Source organism: Microcoleus sp. S13C4, from assembly GCF_036700865.1.
GTDB lineage: Bacteria > Cyanobacteriota > Cyanobacteriia > Cyanobacteriales > Microcoleaceae > Microcoleus.
Genome location: NZ_JAUBPS010000026.1, coordinates 56,692 through 77,978 on the forward strand (window position 1 = coordinate 56,692; position 21,287 = coordinate 77,978).

Below are 21,287 nucleotides of genomic sequence, written 5' to 3' on the forward strand. Positions count from 1 at the left end.
TTACACAAGTAGGGCTTCTCAAGTGCACTCAAATTTGGATCTCGACTTTTGGGTTAAGTGCAAGATCCATGTTGGATTAAATGGGATCTCGCACTTTTCCTTCCTTCCCTAGACCAGCCGGAAATTAGCAGATGTAATCGCATTGGCACTCACTCCAACCATCACACCTAACTGCTCCCCTGTCAAGAGGTTTTTGATGAGAGTTCCCTGAGTGTTTTGAGTTATTTCTAACTGTCCAAAACTCAAACCACCACCTAATCCAATCAAATCTTGACCGACGGTAAAATCAGCGATGATATCAAATCCTTGACCAGCTTTTAAGGCAAAGATATCGTTGTCGCTACCGCCAATTAAACTATCATTTCCCATGCCTCCGTCAAGGAGATCGGCTCCTTTGCCACCAGTGAGAGTATCATTGTCTGCACCCCCGAAAAGAGTATCATTTCCGGCACACCCTCCCAGGATATCTGCTCCTTCATCACCGTTGATTAAGTCATTACCTTCACCGCCGCAGATGATATCCGAACCTAACTGTCCAAACAGATTGTCATCACCTTGACTGCCAAGCAAGATGTCGTTACCTTTGCCTCCATATAAGGTGTCATTATCTTTGCCACCATCAATGAAGTCATCATCTTTGTTGCCATAAATGATGTCAATACCTTCGCGACCATGTAACAAGTCATTGCCTTTGCCTCCAAAGATTAAATCGTTACCCGACTCGCCAAGGATGATGTCGCTTCCTTCATCTCCGTAGAGAGTATCTTCATCTTTGCCTCCGGCGATGAAGTCATTGCCTTGATTGCCATTAATAATGTCATTATCGCCACCACCGTAGAAGTTGTCATCTCCGGATTTGCCCTCGAATATATTGGCAGCATTGCTACCTAGTAATTCATCGTTTTGGGCAGTGCCTATTTGAAGACCGGATGCGCCAAGTATGGTGTTTTCAACTGAGTTGGGTCGGTTTAAGTTGGGATAGGTAATTTGGTCGCAGATGCACTCATCGTCTAAGAGGTTATTAGTTGTTTCCGATGGTGGCGGTGTTTCCGATGGTGTTGGTGTATCTGTTGGTGTTGGTGTTGGTGTTGGTGCTGTTGGTGTTGGCGCTGTTGGTGTTGGCGCTGTTGGTGTTTCCCCAGGCGTTGGCGCGGGCGCGGGTGTTGGTGCAGGTGCGGGTGTTGGTGCGGGCGTTGGTGCGGGTGCAGGTGCGGGCGTTGGTGCGGGCGTTGGTGCGGGTGCAGGTGCGGGCGTTGGTGCGGGTGCAGGTGCGGGCGTTGGTGCGGGTGCAGGTGCGGGCGTTGGTGCGGGTGCAGGTGTCGGTTGCGGTGTCGGTTGAGGAAGCGCGTTAACGCTCAAGTCGAACTGATCGCTAACGGTTGCTCCACTGGTATCAGTTGCCGTAACTGCGATAGCCTCCGGCTGGGCGAAGCCCATCGCTAACGGACTAACAGTGCCAACAGTGGGAGTACCGCTAATGATGCCCGTTACCGGATCAATATTCAAGCCAGTTGGAAGTCCGGCGGCTGAGAACACCAACACATCGCCATCGGGGTCACTAAAGTTAGGAGAGACATCGAGGGTAAATGGCTGACCCTGCTGAACATTCACCTGATCAGGAATTTCGGTGATCCGTTCAGGAGCATCGTTAACGGACGTAACATTGATTGCCACTTCCGCATTCGCAACACTGCCTTTACTATCTTTAATCAGGTAAAAGAAGCTATCTTCACCAAAATAATTAACAGCAGGAGTATAGGTAATTGATTTTTTATCCTCGCTCACTTCTAACGTTCCACCTTGGCTTGTTTCTGGCAGAATGGCTGTAATTTGTCCCCCATCGTCAATCGCTAAACTGCCAACCATTGTTACTGTTAGGGAGTCACCACTATCAGTCTCTGTGTCATTTTCCAGCACATTAATTGTGATTGGAGTATCTTCCAAGGTTGTGATATTAGCATCAGCTTCAGCCGTTGGATTATTATTGATTAGATCGAGTTGGAAGGTTGGATCTTGAGCGGTTAAAGCTTGAATTTGAGTATTAAGAGCTTCATCCGTATGAGCCGCGATCGCTTGTTCAATGGATAACGTTCCTGCTCCCACTTTTTGTAAATCGGTGGCTGTTTTTCCTTGAACAACCTGCTGAACTTTCGCAATTTCTGTTGCTTTTTGAACCAAGTTCAGAGTTGAGTCGGAAACTAATTGCTCCATGCGGATATTTCCAGCAACAATAATATTCGCAACACCCGCCGCCGTATTTGCCGAAATATTAGGATTAATCACCTGAATGAGTGCTTGAATTGGGGTTGGATCACTCAAATTTAGCGTTACATTAGGTTGATTAATCTGTTTCGTGAGTTCTTCTAAAATGCGATTAGTTGCTTCACCGCTAGAACTACTAAGAAACTGGCTTAATTGCACCAAAGTATTATAAATTTGTGCTTGTTTGCTGAATACAATTAAACCGTCTGGATTCCCTTCTGCGATTTCTTTGAGCGGGTCAAAGTTATAGAGATCGACATTAGGAAGTCCTAAAGCGTTTTTAACTTGGGTTTGTGCAGTTTCTGGGTTGACGGGTTCAGCGAGTAACCGAACTAAAGTTTCAAACGGATTAGTCACAAGCTGCGAATAACCTGTTGCTAATTCGACTGATTCAAAAGCTTCAACCTCGAGGGTTTCTCCTTCATTCGGATCGAGGCGACCATTGCCATTTGCATCAAATTGAGCAACGGGAATTTCTAACTCATTCGTCCCATCACTGGCTTGATAAGCGAAGGATTCGTTTGCATCTTGAACTTTATTATAATTCGCATCAAAGAAAACCCAAGGTTTGACGATTTGCTGACGAGCAGTAGCTTCATCCAAAGCCGTATTGGCGAGAATGCTATCAACGCTTTGATTCTTCCCGATAATTTCTGCAACTGTTGAGGTTAAAATATCGGCATCCAGAGTTAAATTCGGGTCTTGTTGAGTTAAACCAGAAATAGCATTTTCTAGCAACGTTTTAACAACCGTTTCATCACTTAAGTTGGGTGTTTCTCCGTTCTGAATTAAAGTGGCAACGGTTTGGAATACGGCTTTAGAAATTCCGGCTGTTGCAACGGGAGAGGAGAATTCTCCACTATCTAATTGTTTATTACCATCGAGATCAAGAAAACGAATTCCATCATTAGCTGGATCGCTAATCACTTCCGGTTCTTCTGTGTCAAATTGATCGTTACCGTTGCGATCAAGATACAATAAACCTGCTTGATTTTTAACCTCGGCTGACTCAATTTGTAAATTGATAAACGGTGCTTCGGAAAGGCTTCGGGTTGCTGCCATAACCAGATTCTGAAGTTGGATCTGTAACCCCAGAACTGTTATATCTACATCCGTCGGAATATCTGTTAATAACTCTAACGCGGACGGCAGACTAAACGCATTTTTAACTTGAGTTTTAGCTCCTTCAAAATCAGGTGTTAAACCTTGGGAAGCGAGCAAAGTTAGAGGTGAAGCAATGGTTGCTGTGGCGATGGTTTCGAGAGGAACAATTTGGGGAAGGAAAGTCGAGGTATCAACTCCATTAATCACAATTATTCGACCTTCATCGGCATCAATATTTCCATTGCCATTCGTATCAAAATGATTGAAAATATTGAGATCGTAGCTACCATCGGGACTGGTAATTGTACTAGGTTCGCTAAAGGGTTCGCTGAAAACTTCGAGTAGTTGAACGATTTCTCCGGTATCGAGATCGGGTGCTGAATAAGTATCGCGAATTCCGTTATTATTGAGATCCTCAAAATCGCGAACTCCGTTACTATTGAGATCAGCGAAATCTTGAATGCCGTTAAAGTTGGCATCTAAGAAAACCCTTGCTCCCGAAATATAACCATCCTGTACTTTTCCGATACTACTATTTCCAATTTTGAATTTTGCTAAGTTAAAGGTGGCAAAATGCTTATCATAAACGGTTTCACCCAACACCTTGACTTCCGCACCGAGAAACGCATTAACTTCTCCGATTAAACTTAACAAATCATTAAAACGAGGAACAATTTCAGAAATCGCATGAATGCGACCATCATCGGTTTTATTGGCTTCACCTTTATCAACTAAATCGAGGTTAAATAACCCTTCAACTCCGCCTTTGAGATAACCAGAAGCGACGACAATATCGATACCTACGCCTGCTGCAACGGTGGCATTGAGCTTAATTTCTGCCACATCTGCACCCGTACCATCCGGCTTTTCGCGATCGCTAATATAGAACCCATCAAGGATGCGATACGCTTCATTAGCGGCAAAATCTTTCGCTTTCCACTGCCGCAAACCGAAGGTATCCATCCCAATAGCAAAGTCGGCGGAAGCACCAAATTTACCTTCAAGTAAACCCCGAATTGGGCCATAAATGGGGAAGGTTTGTCGCACCCCAACATTAAAGGCAACTTCAGGAACATCAAAGGTAAATAAAGAGACATCTTGACCTAACAATAAACCCATCGCTTTTTTCGGATCTTTGAGTAGGGGAATGTCAAAGAGAGAGGCGGTGTCCCCATCACCATAGGTGAAGCTTTTCGTAAATTCAGTGGTTGCTTTTTTGCTAGAGGTATCGGCGTTTTGGATAATTTTATCCAGTTCAGTTTTAACATCGCTCGCTTGTTGATCAATCTCGCTTAAATTAAGCTTGCTAAAATCAGCAAATTGCGATGAAGGTAGACGATCGGCAAAATCTGTTAGGAATTGAATCGCTTGTTTTTTCGCACTATTCGGGGTGGTTTGGAGAAGGTTATTGAGTTCAGTTTCGAGCAGATTAACGTTTTGCTGAAGCGCGAGGACAGATTCAAGACTGGGTAAGGACAGATCGGCGGTTAATCCTTTCAAATATTCTGCCGCTTGCTTTTTAGCACTATCCGTTGCCGTCTGGAAGATTTGCTCAAAATCTGCTGTCAAGCTTGTTGTATTTTGGGCGATCGTATCAACTTCACCTGGACTCAGTTTGCTTAAATCCTGCAATTTAGGCAATTTAAAATCACCAAGGGGAATGAGAATGGTTTCACCCCCAGGTAAACTATTAACTTGCTTGACGAAGTTATCAACCTTGATGAATGTATCTAAAAACTGATACACTTTTGGCGGAAGTTCATTCCCTAAAACCTTTAAAATAACATCCGCTAATTCTAAGGTGGAAACCTGATCATCTCCCCCAGTTGGAATCGGCCATTTTTTATCAAAGACTCCCTCTAATCCTAATTTTGATAGTAATTTAGTATCTTGAATGAGAACATCGACTAGCGGGCGGAATGGCTCCAAAACTTTATCAACTTGTTCTAAAACTGGTTTGGCAAAGTTGCTAACAAACGTGCCAATATCGATCGCAACATTTTGAAAATCAATTTGCGGGGTTTGGGGGCCAGTGACTTTAAAACCGTCTACTTTGAGGATATCAAATTGTCCCGCTACCTCGAAATTAAAGGAAGGAATGGCAGAACTTCCCAGAATACTCGTTTTAGCATTTAACCCGACTTGAGCGCCCGCTTCAATCTTGAGATCAAACAAAGTTTCAAGAGTGGCTTGATTGGTTTGACGAAGTTGGTTAAATCCTTTTAATTCGGTTAACGTGAGTCGGTTTCCATCCCCAGAATCGGCAATTAAATTTCCTTCGGCATCCAGATCAATATCTTTCAATGCAAAGTTAGCATCCAGTGAAGCTTGGGTTTTTTTAGTTCCGCCATTGACGGTATCTTCAGCACCATTTTTAACCGTTAAATCCAAGAAACCCAAAGTTGCTTTCGCACTAAAGTTATCGTTTAAACCCACCAACGCATCGGCTGAGAGTTTGGTTCCTGCGGTGTCAACATAGAAGCCAAAATCTTGATGATAGCCAAACTTTAAGTCTAAATCGTATTCAAAACTTGCTTCCGCTTGACCCTCGACTTCTAAACCCAAACCCGGTAAACCAAAATCTTTAGATAAATTGGCTGCGGTGGCGTAACGTTTCCCCAAATCAATACCAAACGAAACGTCTTCCGGGAGAGCCGATGAAATCACGTTGACATCGGGAAAAATTGTCTTTAATTGGTCAGTGAGTAACGTTTTTAACTTGTCTTGGGTGAGGTTAGCGGTACTTTTAACCGCATTGACAATATTATTTTTGATCGTGTCAATAAATGCGGGTTCAGAACCACTCAGAGAACCGATTACTGGAACGCTGGTTTCTTTAAACATTTGCCGTAAACTTTCGGCAATACGTTCAAGAAGTAACCCTAATCCGTCGGCAATTTCCGCAGAATTATAAGTCGGTTCAGTAATCGCAACGGTGACATTCGGAAGTGATTTCCCATCAATTTCTAAGCCACTCTTATAGGGAGACGTTGGATCGGTGCTGCTGGTACTGTGGGTAATTATTTGTTCGAGGGTTTCGGGTTGATTATCATTTAAACCGACAAGGGTAATCGTTTGAGATTGGTTCCAGTTGGTTGAGTCAAATGTAATATCGGTAATCGGATTTTGGTTTGCGTCGAGGAGTTGTAAATTGGCAGCATTATAATTGGGTGTAATGGTAACAATTTCATCGACGGCTGGGGAACTGGTGAGGGAGATTTGATAAGTGTCGGCTTTATTAATAGTCGGTGGCGTGGCATTTTGTTCAACCACTTGAGTCCCATTTCCAGTTTCTAAAACTCGCACCCCTGGCACATCATCATCGGTGATCAGAACGTTAACTGGTGTGGCTGTTCCGATGTTATATCCTGCACCTGTTTCTAATTGAAGGGTGACGCTTTCTCCGCCTATTTCGGTGATTAAATCTTGAATTGGGGTAATATTTAGATTAGCTCCAGTTTGTCCGGGTGCAATATAAACTGACCCGGTTTTTGAAGCTGTATTTAGACCAACGGCTGTATAATCTCCCCCTGGCGTGGCCACCCCTGAAATCGTGTAATTAACGGTTAATCCTTCGCTGGGTGCGGGATGATCTAAGGTTAGCTGGACAATCCCAGGAACGATGCTTTGTTCACTTCCATTTCCAGCCGATTTAACGCTAACGGTTGGACTATCATTATCTGCAATCGCAGCGTTTATTTCCCCTTTTAAACCTGCATAAAGCGGATCGATACTATTGGCAATATAGCTAATTGTACTTTGATGTTTGCCTTCTACAACATCATCATCAACAGCTTTAACGGTGACAGTTTGCGGGGTAGTTGCAGTTTCTGGGGTGAAATTTAAGGCGATCGGTTGTCCGAGTCCCTTACCGAGATCCGTTTGTGAATCTGGGGTCACGTTAACAACAATATCATTAATCGGAAAACCCGTTAAGACCACTTCAAAGTTATCGGTTGCACCTGCTTCGCTAATTTCTGTGCTTCCATTAGACTGAGAAATTAAAACGTTTTCGGTTTCGTCGTCAATATTTGTGACGGGAATATTTGCTAGGCTAAGGGTACTATAATTAACATCATCGCTGCTAATTGTGGTTTGAATCGAATAGGTTTGATCGCCATCTCTTTCGCTATCATCAACGCCTTTCACTTTAACCGTTTGAAGTTGATTCCAATTACTACTATCAAAGGTAATTGATGGGGTTGGAAGTTGTCCTTCTGTGGTGTCAGAACTGGTAAAATTGAAGGTAACAGGTTGTTCGGGTTGACTATTCAGTTGGACGGTAAAACCAGCTTCTCCTCCCTGTTCATGGGTAGAACCGTTAATCGGAGAAACGGTAATTCCCACCGTATCATTATCCGTTACATTTAAGGTTGCAGGGGTCGTGTCAATCGTATAAATAGCACCCTCGGGTTTAATATCTTTGAGGGTAATTGTAACGTTTTCATCGTTTTCATCAATCAGATCTTCTAAGGTTTCTACAGGTAAAGCGGCGCTCGTTTTTCCGGCGGGAATGGTAATCGGAGACGTTAAGAGATCAGAATAATCGGCTCCGTTATTTGCAGTTCCGCTAATTTCATAGGAAACTTCTAATTCTAAAGCTTGTCCATCGCTTTTTAACGGGGGATTTTCTAACGGTTCGCCTGTCTCTGGATCAGCTAAAAAGATGCTAAAACTGCCCGAAGTTGGCCCTTGTTCTGAAGGATTGCCAATTTTTCCAAGTTTAACAATGGGTAGTTTTTCGTTATCGGTAATTGATAAAGTTGCTTCGGTTGCATCATCTTTAACCGCATAGGGTTCTAAACCAGCAGGTTCAATCAACGTAAATTTTAGCGTTTCTTGCCCTTCTATTAAACTATCATCAACGGGTTTAATATTAACTGACGCTGTACTGGCTCCCGTCGGAATAATCAGAGAATCGGATGGAATTTCTCCACCATTTAACGTGGCCGTGTAGTCATCTTTGCTAGCCGTTCCTGCGACTGTATATTTAATATCCAACCCTCCCTCCGGAGCAGGTCGGGTTAAGTTAATATTAAACGTTCCAGAAACTTCATTCGCTTCAGTAGGAGTGGTTCCAGCCGTAATACTAACTTCCGGTTCGTTGTCATCAAGGGTTAGTGTGGCACTATTAGCAGCACCAATGGTATAAAAATTTGGACTCCCTGCTGCGAGGGTTAAAATAACCGTTTCATTCGGATCAAAGCCGATATCGTCTTTTACGGTGACAGGAATTTCAGCAACTGTTTGACCCGCCGGAATAACAATGGTTTGGGGAATTGTATAATCTGTGTCTTTGGTTGCCGTTCCAGCAGTATTATAATTAACGGTAATATCGTTAAAAAACGCTTGCTCAAGTGTTAGTCGAAATGCTCCGTTTGTATTCGTTTCAGCAGGGTTAGTTAAGTTAGAAACTGTTAATGTCGGAAGGGTAAGATTCCCAATATTTCCATAAACCTGATTCTCCCCAGTTGAAGCATAATTTCCGCTATAGTTTGTACCAACAGCATTAACCGTGGCACCACCCATCACAAAAATTGCTCCCCCTCGACCTTGACCGTTATTTGCTCCGGTACCTCCCTCAGCACGGTTATTATTAAACGTTGCATTAATTAAGCTTAACGATGCACCCTCGTTGGCGAAAATGGCTCCGCCTAAACCAGCACCGCCGCCCCCTTGGCCGCCACCACCACCAGCGCCAGCACCCGCAGCACCATTTCCGCCAAATACTCCTCCTTGACCGCCACCGCCGCCAGCCCCATCATCATCGCCGCCAACAGTGTCATAATCACGGCCGCCGCCACCGCCACCGCCACCACCACCACCAAAGCCGCCGTTACCCCCTTGACCCCCATTTCCTCCTTCATCAGGTGCAGTCGTACCCCCACCACCACCGCCAGCACCGCCACCGCCACCGCCAAAGTTACCATTACCTCCGTTTGCACCATTACTTTCTGTTCCTCCCCCACCACCACCGCCACCAACCGCAAAAGCACCCGTTGTATCTAAGCGACCATTGAAGCCACCCGCATTACCTCCGGCTGCACCGCTTTCCTCATCTGCACCGCCTTTGCCTGCCCCATTCGGAGAGTTTCCGCCTCTGGCTTGGTTATTATTAAAGGTGACACTCTCAACGGTGACGTTCCCACCACTGACAAACAAAGCACCACCCGCACCTAAACCACCGCCACCGCCACCAGCACCATCTCCTCCGTTGACTAAACCATTTTGAAGGGTAAGGTTAGAGAGAACCACTTTTCCACTGACAATATTAAAGAGTTGAGTGTTATTTCCGCCATTAATAGTACGACCGTTTCCAATAATAGATAAAGGTTCACCATCCTGAAGATCGATGGCAAAGGATTCACCAAATCCGCTAATATTACCCGTTATAGTAATTTCATCCGCTTCAAAGTTATTACGAGCTTGAGTGAGGGCATCTCTCAATTGATTGGGCGTGCTAACTGAAAAGTTCGCGAGTACGCCTTCATAAGCTTCCATTGCGGCGAGTTGAAAAGCGAGAGGCGCTTCAATTAACCCGGTTGCATATTCTAATAGCCAGTCTCCACCGAGGTTCGCATTTCCGGTCTGGTCATCGGAGGCGGCAATATGGGCGCCTGTGATCTGGCTTAACTGTCGTACAAAGGCTTTTCCGGCGTCTGAAGCGGCGACATTACAGCCTAAAAGTAGAATATTTCCATCGGGGTTCAGCACTTGACCCCACTGGCTTAACTGCTGAGTGTAGGTGTTGAGGGTTTCAGAGGTTAATGTTGTGGCGCCGAGTTGTAGCTGTCCGTCTGCACCGTGAGAAACAATTTGAATGCTGTCAATATTTTTTCGTTCTGAGAGCGCTTGGGTAATTTGTTCAATTCCATCCTGGGTTGTATCGAGGGTGATCACTTCGGTATTAGAAGCAAGACCCGTGAGCAGATGATTAATATCGGTAACGTTAGAATCAATGAAGACTAAGGTACTGGAATGGGTTGATCCGGTTAAATTCATGGCTGGCTATTCCCTGGGTTAAGGATTATTCAAGAAAATCTATGTCGGCCGATAGATGGCTTATACGGTAATACTAGGAGTGAGAACGGCATCTCTCAATTTCTTTTAATATTTATTCATAAAATTCAAAACGTTGAGGAAAAGGGTATTGGCCCGGTTCATCATCGGTGCAGCCACAATGGTATTTGCGATCGCCCTACAACTCTGCTCAATCTCAGCATATCGACTTCACGCCTGAAAGCAAGAAAACCCAAAAAGCGATCGCTTAGAGCAGTCAAGATGTCACTTTGGCGAACTTTACCCGACATGGCTTCAGGAGTCTGATGAATCCTTAACCAAACTCCTCTGTTGCTCAAAGCTGGTCAAATTCTGTTGTAAACGTTGATGAATGCGATCGCCCTTAACCTCCCACTTTTCGGAAATCTTAGCGGTGTGAGCCACTAATCACCCTTAGCGGTGTGAGCCACCGATCGCCCGTTCGCTTGTCTTTGCGCGTTTTGCAGTGGTCGAGTAGCGTTCCTTCCCTATGTTATTGAACGCTTGCAACAAGTCCGAGAGGCAGTGGAAATATAACAATATTTTGTCAGACTTACCGTATAGGTTTTTAGTAAGACAAAAAGATTAATTGGTAATACAAGTATCAAAAAAGTCTTACTTTACGTCTTACTTGTGCGTAAGACGCAGCGTAAAACACCTCGGAAAGACCCAACTAAAACAAACACTATAGCTTCGGTACAGTAGCCAGAACACCAAAACCATAACTACTGATTAGTACCACATTTGCTCAGGTTGACGCTTCAGATAAAACAGCAAAACTCCCGATTTATAACGGTTTAGCTAGTATCTGGGAGTTTATTAACACCACCTAAAACTAAGTAAATAACTAAATACCCAGGCTATATTTGTGCAGGAGTTAGTTGATACAATCCCACCCCTAATTATCTTTCGTTAGCTACTTACTGGATTTCGGTCTCTCCAGATATAATTAAGGGGTTACTTCGTCCCGATTACATTTTGGTTGAATCCTTAGTGTGATATTCTCCACCGGGTTTACGGGCGGTGCTTATGAGGCGACTCACGAATCGCTCATGCCCTAGCCTTGCCTTTTGGCAGGCGTGTTAACCAGTCTTTACCGTGTTTTTCAACAGATTTATCCTTGATTTAGCCATTACACCATTCACAATAACGATGGTTCAAACATATCTTTGCTTGCGCTACACATAGATTCTTGCTCGACAGTTACCGGGTTGGGCTTAAGCGTAGTTCTGCCTTTTAACCCCGATGAAAGCCTACTGGATGGTAGCCAATAAACTAGGGGTTATGCTTTCACCTCTGGACTTGGAGTGTTGCAAGAAATAAATGATCCAAAATCAAGCAGAATTACAAAAGATTTCAACAAACCATTTTTTCAAGTTTGGTAAACGCTGAATTTTCTTTTCAACTTCCGCCATTGCCTCTGAGCGTCAACTTGACTCCTGTATGGTAAACCCTATCAATCAAAGTAACCGTAGGATTTTTGCCCTTAAAAGTTAGAGTCGAAGCTTTCCTTGAGTACGGTATCAACACTCTCTAGCAGGCTACCACTCCAATGTTGTTCGAGCCACCCAAAAGCTCTTTCAATGGGGTTGTATTTGCTGTGGTAAGGTGGATAGTAAGCTAATTGGATGGTAAGTTGGAACTTGTAGGCAAATTCAAGAATACGAAACATAAATTGAGTTCGCCGAGAGCTATTTTCGGGTCCATTATCTTGGTTAATAACTATTTTATGGATGTGAGAGAAGCGCTCTGTCACTGCCAACCACCAATTTTCAATTAGGTCAACAATACAATCAGCAGTCAGTTTGGACTGAACGAAGAATAAAAATAGTTCACCTTCTTGAGGCAAGAAAATGCCGTAGGGAGTTAAAGTTGAACAATCTGAAAAGTCATGATCCAATGCAACAGTAGTGACACGAGTTTTTCCACCTCTATCGAATTCCCCAACTTTTATCCCAACCTTCGCATCTATAGAAATCCTTAATGTTGTTGGGTCATCATCAGCTTCCTTATTTATACGATTAACCTCTTTAAAAATAGCTCCTGTTTCGGGTATCTCTTTTATTGGCTTGGTTTTAGTAACCCGCTTTAAGCCATAACCCAATTGGTTTAATCGTTGTCGAATAACCTCAATGGAAGGCAGTTCTTCATCCTGGTATCCTTTGAGTTCAATCAGTTGATGACGAACCTCGGCTGCCGAAAGACGAGTGTATAGTTTAATACTATTAAAGGTTGGGTCTGTTTGACTCTGCGGGTCTACAATTGATACTATATCCGACAGTAAATTTGGTAACTTCTCTTCAATACGCTTGCGTCCCCTAAGTCTGAACGAATCAGCAATCGACATTCCATGCTCTAATTCCTGCATCCCTTTACGAATGGTACGTCTATTCCAACCTAATTCTCTTTCTGCGATTATTTGTCCTCCTCGTCCCAAACCTTTAACTACTTCTGCCATAAATTGCCGTCTATCACTTCCTTTTAATTTCTTAGATGTGTTGATGTAAAGGGATTTAAGGCTGTCGGTGAGTTGGATAAGAGATTCTGGAAACATAGAACAGATGGCACACTGATTATTTCTCCAGTATCCCAGCATTTTGGATCATTTATTTCTTGGATTACTCTAGTGTTAGTGGCTGCCTCCCGCAACTATTAGCGGGGTACCCGCCTAAATTGTTCCGGGCACAATTGAAGACCTTCTTTAAGCAAGATATTGTCGGCAACAAATCTAGAATCTGCTCTAGAATCTGAGTTTCTGATAGCAGGTTTTACAATCCGAAGAATTGGGTAAAGTTTTTTGTTGCCGATAAGATTATGTGGTTTGCCATCAGGAGAAATAAAGAAAACCCACCGCTCCAAGGGTGAAATTCTACAAACTAGGGTGCCACTTTTTACAGTAAGGGGCCAGTCCTTACCGAATTCTTTTTCGGAAACAGGTCGCGAGTTCCTTTGCTCACAGCCTGTCACTAACAACAACAAACCTATCGCCACGCACTTCTTAAAACTCATTTGATTTGTCCTTCAATTCCTCTTTTTCTTACTAAGTCTGGCATCACCTAGACAAGTTTTTATTATTCAACTTTTGTTCCATAGAGTTTGATGTTGAATACCCAAGCTGTAATGCTTGGGCGCTTGTTAATAGTAATGATTTTCCGTCAAAGGGCACAGCCTCTCCCCGTGCTGAATCAGAATATGGATTTCCATGTACAAGCGTGGATTTTTTGGGTGGCGCTTGAGGATAGATTGAATTGGAAAAAGATTTTTTTCTGAGCGCGCTGCCACACCCTTGAGTTTATATTCTTTTCCATCGGGTGCAGCAAAATAAATAACTTCTAAGCTTTCTGACCTAAAGCAAGCCAATTTCCCCCGTGGCACTGTTAGTGGCCACCAGTAACCGAATTCGTAATTGCTCAACTAGGGGAAAAAAGGGAGCCATGAATAGAGAGGGCTTGCTGAATAGCTTGATAAGCAGTTAAGCCCTGCCTTTTACCAGTATTCACAACTGAACGAACAGCCGCAAATAAATCTCGCCCCCATTCTGAACGAAAACAGTTGGTCACACGGCGAAAGATCGTACTCATCCGAATCGCTTGTTCGCTAGAATTATTTGTGGGTGGAATTGCCGCATCTTCCAGAAATAAAAACAAATTATCAATCAGCTCACCATAGCGTTTTCGTAACCGGATACCATCCGGTTGGTGTGGTGCTAAATTCAAAATTCTGGTTAATCTTTCCTGTAAATTTTTGCGATATCGGTCCAGTCTCGTCTCGTCCATTTTATCGCGTCGTCGATGGATGACAAAAGCCCTTAATAACAACATCTTCATCGCTGGGGCAAAAATCTTGTCTCCAGCATCAATGGCATATTGGCAATCCCTCAGTTGATGGGCTAAACACACTTGCCATTGTGCTGCTGGGTGATTTTTTTGAGCGCTAAATAGGTCTGACACCCACACCTGTGGGCGATGTTCCCCGAGAACTTCGTTAATTACCCCAGTTCCTCGACTCGGGCGGATGACATGCAAGCAAATATCCTGGTTCTGAAATACCCACTCCCATTGGTTTTGTCCGTTAACTCTCGCACTCGTTTCATCCGAGCAGATTAATTTTGCCTGTCGCAATCGTTGCAGTATTTGACTTATTCGATCGTCTAAACTGGTTTTGACTTTCCCCAACAGGTTAGCGATTGCTCCTTCTGAGATCTTTAACCCAAAAACGGATGCCAAGATTCCCGACATCCGTTCGTAGCTGATGGCATGAGTATAACGGAGATATGTGATTAAGCTTTGAATTGAACTGCCAAATGGTGAACCTGGTTCCATTCCCAATGGTACAGGGGCAACATAGTCGGTTTGACAACAAGCGCAGTGACCACCATAACGTTCGATGCGGGTGATGATTGGCTTAATTGGCGGTAGTTCGATTTTTTCGTAGACTGCCTGCAATTTTTGGGTGGCGACGGTGACTTTCTCTCCACACTGAGGGCAACTTTTCAGTTGGGCGATGATTACTTGGTCGGGATGGGGATGTAGTTCTCTTCCCCCTCCTGCTCTGCCTACGCTTCTTTGCCTTTTGCTCCCCTCAGTTTTCGATGGCTTAATGTTCGGCTTGAATCCTTTTGAGGGGGGAGTGCTGGAATTTTTGCTAGTTTTGCTGGGGGTGGTCTCTGGTTTGGCTTCCTCTCTCGCTGCTAAGGCGGCGGTGAGTTTTTGGATTTCCTGCCATAGCTCCACTATCAAGGCTTCTTTTGCCTGGTTCGATAGTTGTTTTAGGTCGGGCAGTTTTTCCATTTCTCTACCTAATCTCTATCTTGTCTTCTTGTCAAGGGGGTTGAGCAATTACCCGAATTCTTCTTGTGACACGGGTCGCGACCCCTCATCCACACAGCCTGTCACAAGTAACAACAAACCTATTGCCACGCACCTTTTCCAACTCATTTGATTTTTTTCTGTCAAAAAATCATTTTTGATGGGTCACACAACGGTTTTCCTTCTTTAATTAGCACGTCAGTTTTCATAAACACGTCTGAATTTTTAGGGTCGCGTTTGGTAATAGGGGAAATTGGGAGAAGAACTTTCCTGACAGGAGCTGGGTTACCCTGAAGCGAATATTCCTTTCCATCTGGTGCAACAAAAAAAAAAATTTCTCCATCTTCGCCATTAAAACACGCCACTTGCCCGTGAGATACTGTCAACGGCCAAGCATCACCGAATCTTTTTTCTGATACAGATTGAAACCTGTCGTCCATGCAACCCGCCACGAACAGCAACAAGCCCATCACCGCACATCTTTTTAAATTCATGCGATTGCTCCGATATTTTTTTTGATGTGACCACTCTAACCGAGCCTGACAACTAGGAAAACCCTGCCACCAGCGGCGCTACCCAGATTAAACCGGGTTGCGTCGTTTTTAAACTGTCAAAAATCAACCCGCCTCATCTGTTCCCCGTCCGGCTCAAAAGCCGATCGAACTCTGCAAAGTCTGCCGCGCCAACAATGCGCCAACAATTGTGTAAGAAATTTATGTTAATGGCTCTATCCCTTCTAGCCATAGGAAATATACGCGCCCGGATGCGTTGCCTGCCACAATTGCTACTCCATCGGACGCAACGGTGCAGCAAAATAAGCCACCATCTCCGATGAAACTAGCGATCGCCTCTCGCTGCTCTCAAACGGTAGCGACCTTTAATATTATCCCCTTTTCAAACAAATATGAGAATGAATCGAGCAGGGGCCGATCGCCTTTGTTTCTGTCAACCAGACAGCCTAAGCCATTTTTAAATTTATGATGTTTAGCTCAAAATTTCATCAATTTCCGAAAGCTTTTGTTGTAAAACTTGGCGCAACTCCGTCAGTTGTTCGGCGCTAGTCGAAACCATCACTACTTTCGATAACTTCTTAACCCCCCGCACCAATGTTGTGACTTCTTTCGACTCAGAAGTGACTGATTTTAGGTATTTAGCCTTGATATGTCCCACCAACTCGCGCGTCTTCGCTACCGTCAAATCTTGCTCAATCACTTGGTTAGTCGCTTCAATCCTCTCCTTCTTAGCCTGACGCTCAGAAGCCTTTAAAGTCTTAGCAGATAAAACCGTCAAAGCTAAAGCGTGCGCTCCTTTCAGCCCTTGCTCTCGAATTGCTGTCTTCAAATCCTTTGGCAGGGACAACATAGGAATTAAGTTAGCCTTCACCGAAGCGGGATTTAAAGCTAAATCCAACAAAGCTAACAGCAACTTTTCCTCCGTTTCGCTCACTCCCAAAGATTTCACTCCTTGCTGCTGTTCTTCTGTCGCAGCCGTTACGAGGGCAGTCAGTTGATGAGCCTGAGACGAACGTTCCAAACGCCGCAACACTGTTGAGAGTACAGTAGAAATCTCTTCAGGTTCACGGCCGGTAATGGTAGCTATTTCCTGAATAATCGCCTCAGCCTTATCCAAGGGGTTGAGGTCTTCGTGATGGATAAACGTCAACAGCGCTTTGCGATGTAAATCTTGAGGCATGGGGGCAGTGACAGCCCGCATTGTTTTCCAACCCAACTGTTTAGCCGCTTCCCAACGGCGCTGTCCGTCCCACAACAAGTATCTTTCACCTTGAGGAATGACGATCAGTGGAGTAATTTGCCCGTCGTGAGCCAAACTCCGAGCCAAAGTTTGAATACTTTCCGGTGTAATTGTCTGGCGAGGTTGGTAGTGATTGGGGTCAATTAAATCTACATCTACTTCTAATTCACCCGACTGCGCTTTCAGTTGCTCTCGCAAAGCTGCCATTTGTTGCTCAAGCTCTGGAGATGGTGTAGCTCGCAGCCTATCTACTTCAGCTTGTAATTCGGCAATCCGTTGGGCTTGGTCAGCCGCTTGATAAGCACCCGCAAAGCGTTCGTTTATTTTAGGAAGTTTAGCCATTAAAGTTTCCTTTCTTCACTAAGGTAACGAGGTCGTCAGCGATCGATTTGAAGTCTTTGCAAGCGGGATGGGCTGGGCGGTATTTTTGTAAGGGCAAGCCGTGGGCGCTCGCATTCTTGAATTCTGAGGAATCTCGAATCTGCGGATATAGTTTTACTCGCAGTTGTGCGGCGACTTCAGGTAACTGCTGGAGGTACTGGCGGTGAATGGCGCGGCTGTTGTCATATAAGCTGGGAACTAAGCCTAAGACTGGAGGGCGTGGTTCTAGCATTAAGTCGTCGCCAATTCCAATCAACCACTGCGTCAAGTCAGCTACGCCGGAAACAGATTTCATCTCTAACTGAAGGGGAATTAGTATGCCGGTGGCAGCCGCCACTGCATTTTCGCAAATGATTCCTATGGTGGCAGGGCAGTCTAAGATGACCACATCGTGGCGTAGGGGATGGCTCTTTAAGCGATCAGCCAGCACGTACTCACCACGTCTCCGAATGACCAAATCACTTGCCACCTGTGCGGTAGCGGGATGACCTTGACAGATTTCGATATCGGGATGGTTCCAAGCCGAAACCAAGGGCCAATTTCCGTCGAAGTCTTTGTCAAATACTCGGACAACTGTGTTTTCAACTTCTGCGCTCGGTAAGCCACAGAATACATCTAAAGCTCGTTGAGGATCGAGGTCGATTAAAGCTACTTTGAGTCCTCGCTTGCATATCTCGTAAGCGAGATGTACTGCTAACGTTGTTTTGCCAACACCGCCAGCATTGGCTAAAATCCCAATAATAATTTTCTGCTTTGCCATAACTTCACTCAGAAAAGTCGTATTTTAAGATACGACAGAAAGTTTGCCTCGTCGTATTTTAAGATACGACAGAACATTTGCTTCGTATTTTAAGATACGACTAGCGGTGCCGTATTCTTTTTGTTAAGTGGCAGGCTGCTGATAAGCTTGGCATGGAAGATGTAAGAGGAGCAGTTGAGAGTGAAGAAATTGTGGCAACGGGGGGCGATCGCTCTGATTTTGTTAGGGATTGTTAGCGGCTGCAACTTGACTGAGCCATCACCACCATCTCGACTTCCTCAAATTGGTCGTGAAAAACCAAGGGTGCAGCAACCAAAACCAAGCACCAGAGAACCCATCAGCTCAGCCATCAATAACCGCAACTTACTCCTGGGAAATCCCAGCAATGCCGTTTCTAGCATTGCCAGCATCGACAACTATTTACTGGTAAAACGTCAGTACGTGATGAGCTACAACAACAAAACTCACACCGCCAACTGGGTTTCATGGCAACTGAATCGCTCTTGGATTGGAGCAGCCGATCGCCAAGACAATTTCCGCCCCGATGATTCCCTCCCCGCTGATTGGTACAAAGTGCGACCCAACGATTACATGGGAAGCGGCTATGACAGGGGACACATTGCACCCAGTGCCGATCGTACCCGTAACGAAGCGGATAACAGCAGTACATTCCTGATGACCAATATGATGCCTCAAGTGCCAGAAGTTAACAGAGGCGTATGGGGTGATTTGGAAGATTACTGTAGAGAATTGGTGCAGCAGGGCAAGGAACTTTACATCGTAGCCGGGCCCGTAGGAAGGAAAGGCAGCATCGGCAGAAAAGAAAAGATTGCAGTGCCGGCAAAGAATTGGAAAGTTATCGTGGTTGTCAACCAACAAGGATTGGGGATGCAGGGAATTACAGCCGACACTAGGACGATCGCTGTGATGATGCCCAACGATGCCAGCGTCAAAGGGAAAGGATGGAAAAGCTTTCGAGTTTCCGTAGCAAGAGTTGAACGCGAGACGGGGCTGAATTTCTTATCTAATCTGTCTCCCCAGGTTCAGCAGGTGATTGAGAGCAAAGTGGACAGTCAGTAAAAAGGAATAGAACTTACTTTTTTGCTTGAGGCTTTTAACCAACTGCATTAATATTTAGCATTAGGAATCCGTAAGAAAAGATGAAGAGAATAAACTTGATTAGCCAGTTAATCCTGAAATTATATTTTCTGTCAAGGTAAGACCAGAGGGGAGGAAAAACAATTAGGAACATAAAAAAGGAAGCTATAATACCCATCTGGAATGGCTTGCCCTCTGTGTAAGAGAGGAATAATAAAATTCCTAGCATAACTAAACAGTAAAGAGAAGCAAGCCAACTAATTACTTTGCCAAGCGCGCTCATATTACAACCTCTGTTCCTGACTCTAATTATGGTTACTATGTAACTAAATGATTAACAAACAATCATAGTTCACCCTGTCTGTTGCAATCAAGTCTCCACCAGTTTCGTAGACAGCCCCGCCACTCCGCCACCGTCCGTCACTCCAATGATGTACGCATCAATCTCAACGCTGCCAACTCGGTAAACCTGCAACTGCGATAGATTCTGCTTCAAGACGCTCACTAAGTTCTGAAAGCGCTTCACTATTTCCCGTTCTTCTTCATCGTGCCAATCTTCTTCTTGGGTGGCGGCATCAAAAAACTCATCGACTGTTACTACTTCGACGGAAGCATCGGGTGAATGTTCGGTGAGTTGCAAGAGTTTCGGCGGGGTTAGCTCTCCCTGTGTCGGCCAATGAATGACCTCGAAGGGGGCATCGGTTTCGCTTCCGAAGAGTAAGCCCTCGGAAGCTTGTTTGAGTTGGGTGGCGATCGAGTCGGTCATGATTGCGGTGGTTTCTCAGCTTTACTGTGATTGTACAGTTGGTGTTGGCTGAAACTAAGGACTTTTTGGCAGATTCGGATCTTCGCGGCAAGTTGACAGAGGCAATGCTTCACCGCCTTGAATTTCCAGAATTCTCCTTAGATTGCTGTTGACTGTAACATTCAAACAAGTACAGTTATATCCATAATTGCCGTTAGTTCGCACAACTTCCTTGTCATCCGCATTGGGAATGTTTTCTATTCCTTGGGCTTGATATCCACCTTGCGCTCCAATAGTCCAAGTACCATTTTTATCAATTAAGTACCTATTACCTGGTGTCGGAACTAGCAACCACCCACACCTAGTTTCAACTGCTTTAGCAGGAAGCGCAACGATAAAAAGAGATGAAATAATAACGGATATAAACAAATTTTTCTTCATAAATTTAAGTTTAGTCAGTTTTTACCCAACTATAGCAGCAAATTCATCAGCGCTGATTAATGCCGGTGAAGCAACAGCCCAATCCCGCAATCCCTATTTGTTCGATTGCGAGAAAAATTGGAGTTCCAGGAACTGCTGCTTATGGGTGGGAGATTAACGAAGGTCAAAGCAGAATAGCGCCCCTAATCTCCCACACTTTGTCAAGCATACAGCGCCTCTTCATCAGCTTAAGCCTGTACTATTGGACAATAAGCCAAGGTGTATGAGAGTGGCATAGCAGATTGCTGCGTTGCTAAAGCAGGCTTGGAGGCGATCGCCATAGTGCAACTCCTAGAATAGACAATGGTGCCGACTTTATTATTATGCTTTCCAACTGTTCAACCTGCCGATTCCACACATCCCACCAACATCACTGCACGGATATCGGGTGTGCAGTCAATCCGAGCTATTGGGCGCTGTGGAAACGCCTCCACTCTCTACCGCCAGAACTAGAGGGCGCATCGCTCATCAACTACTGTGGTGATTATCAACTAAATGCTTCCATCTCTACGGCTTCTACAGTAGAAAAGCTGGTAGGCTTTTGGGATTACAAAGTTAGTTTTGCCACCACTACCTATCGAATTCAAATTGAATTAAATGAGGAGCAATTAATTGGAAGCTATATTATTCCAGCCAATAATGACAGCCTTTTTGAATTCACTGTGTACGAGTTTCCCGGAAGAGGCAGACCTGTAATTACCATCGCACAAATTGCTCAACTACTGCCTAACTCTTCCTATCGCGCTGTCCTCAGTGGCAGGTTGGATAATGAGCGCTTAATTACCGGCTACTTTGTGGATGTCGATGACAATCGTGGTACGTTCAAGATGATGAAACAATAAGGAATCGCCACACCCGC

The 21,287-nt window shown here is 44.6% G+C and carries 11 protein-coding genes and 1 pseudogene; 2 read left to right on the top strand and 10 right to left on the bottom strand.

From position 1 onward, the window contains the following. Window positions 1-108: 108 nt before the first annotated feature. The 8 genes and pseudogenes from QT996_RS13460 to QT996_RS13490 form a co-directional block, all read right to left on the bottom strand. The gene (locus QT996_RS13460; protein WP_333047064.1) at window positions 109-10,368 is read right to left on the bottom strand and encodes a DUF4347 domain-containing protein; all 10,260 of its coding nucleotides are present in this window, start codon (window positions 10,366-10,368) and stop codon (window positions 109-111) included. 161 nt (window positions 10,369-10,529) lie between these two features. After that, window positions 10,530-10,676, bottom strand: coding sequence for a hypothetical protein (locus QT996_RS13465; protein WP_333047065.1), 147 nt, complete (start codon window positions 10,674-10,676; stop codon window positions 10,530-10,532). A gap of 1,062 nt (window positions 10,677-11,738) precedes the next feature. Then, window positions 11,739-12,940, bottom strand: a pseudogene (locus QT996_RS13470) (ISAzo13 family transposase). 599 nt (window positions 12,941-13,539) lie between these two features. Further along, window positions 13,540-13,818, bottom strand: coding sequence for a DUF2511 domain-containing protein (locus QT996_RS28650; RefSeq protein ID WP_445304567.1), 279 nt, complete (start codon window positions 13,816-13,818; stop codon window positions 13,540-13,542). Beyond that, the gene (gene tnpC, locus QT996_RS13475; RefSeq protein ID WP_333047066.1) at window positions 13,815-15,194 is read right to left on the bottom strand and encodes an IS66 family transposase; all 1,380 of its coding nucleotides are present in this window, start codon (window positions 15,192-15,194) and stop codon (window positions 13,815-13,817) included. Before tnpC ends, QT996_RS28650 begins: the two co-directional genes overlap by 4 nt. Before the next feature lie 161 nt (window positions 15,195-15,355). Continuing rightward, complete coding sequence (locus tag QT996_RS13480; RefSeq protein WP_333047067.1) at window positions 15,356-15,706, bottom strand: hypothetical protein; 351 nt, start codon at window positions 15,704-15,706, stop codon at window positions 15,356-15,358. 490 nt (window positions 15,707-16,196) lie between these two features. Further along, complete coding sequence (locus QT996_RS13485; RefSeq protein WP_333047068.1) at window positions 16,197-17,306, bottom strand: ParB/RepB/Spo0J family partition protein; 1,110 nt, start codon at window positions 17,304-17,306, stop codon at window positions 16,197-16,199. Next, window positions 17,299-18,105 (bottom strand): ParA family protein, encoded by an 807-nt coding sequence (locus QT996_RS13490; protein WP_333047069.1) that lies wholly within the window; start codon window positions 18,103-18,105, stop codon window positions 17,299-17,301. The genes QT996_RS13485 and QT996_RS13490 overlap by 8 nt, the downstream gene beginning before the upstream one ends. A gap of 180 nt (window positions 18,106-18,285) precedes the next feature. Here QT996_RS13490 and QT996_RS13495 point away from each other — a divergent pair, with 180 nt between their 5' ends. Continuing rightward, window positions 18,286-19,185: a DNA/RNA non-specific endonuclease gene (locus QT996_RS13495; RefSeq protein ID WP_333047070.1), complete on the top strand. Its 900-nt coding sequence runs from the start codon at window positions 18,286-18,288 to the stop codon at window positions 19,183-19,185. A gap of 388 nt (window positions 19,186-19,573) precedes the next feature. Here the strand turns inward: QT996_RS13495 and QT996_RS13500 are convergent, their stop codons facing one another. Together QT996_RS13500 and QT996_RS13505 are read right to left on the bottom strand one after the other, a co-directional pair. Further along, window positions 19,574-19,969, bottom strand: coding sequence for a nuclease A inhibitor family protein (locus QT996_RS13500; protein WP_333047071.1), 396 nt, complete (start codon window positions 19,967-19,969; stop codon window positions 19,574-19,576). A 54-nt stretch (window positions 19,970-20,023) separates the two neighbouring features. Then, a complete protein-coding gene (locus tag QT996_RS13505; RefSeq protein ID WP_333047072.1) occupies window positions 20,024-20,389 on the bottom strand; it encodes a DUF4087 domain-containing protein in 366 nt (121 codons plus the stop codon). A 362-nt stretch (window positions 20,390-20,751) separates the two neighbouring features. On the opposite strand from QT996_RS13505, the gene QT996_RS13510 reads away from it, so the two are divergent. Next, window positions 20,752-21,270, top strand: coding sequence for a hypothetical protein (locus QT996_RS13510; RefSeq protein ID WP_333047073.1), 519 nt, complete (start codon window positions 20,752-20,754; stop codon window positions 21,268-21,270). The last annotated feature ends 17 nt before the right edge of the window (window positions 21,271-21,287 follow it).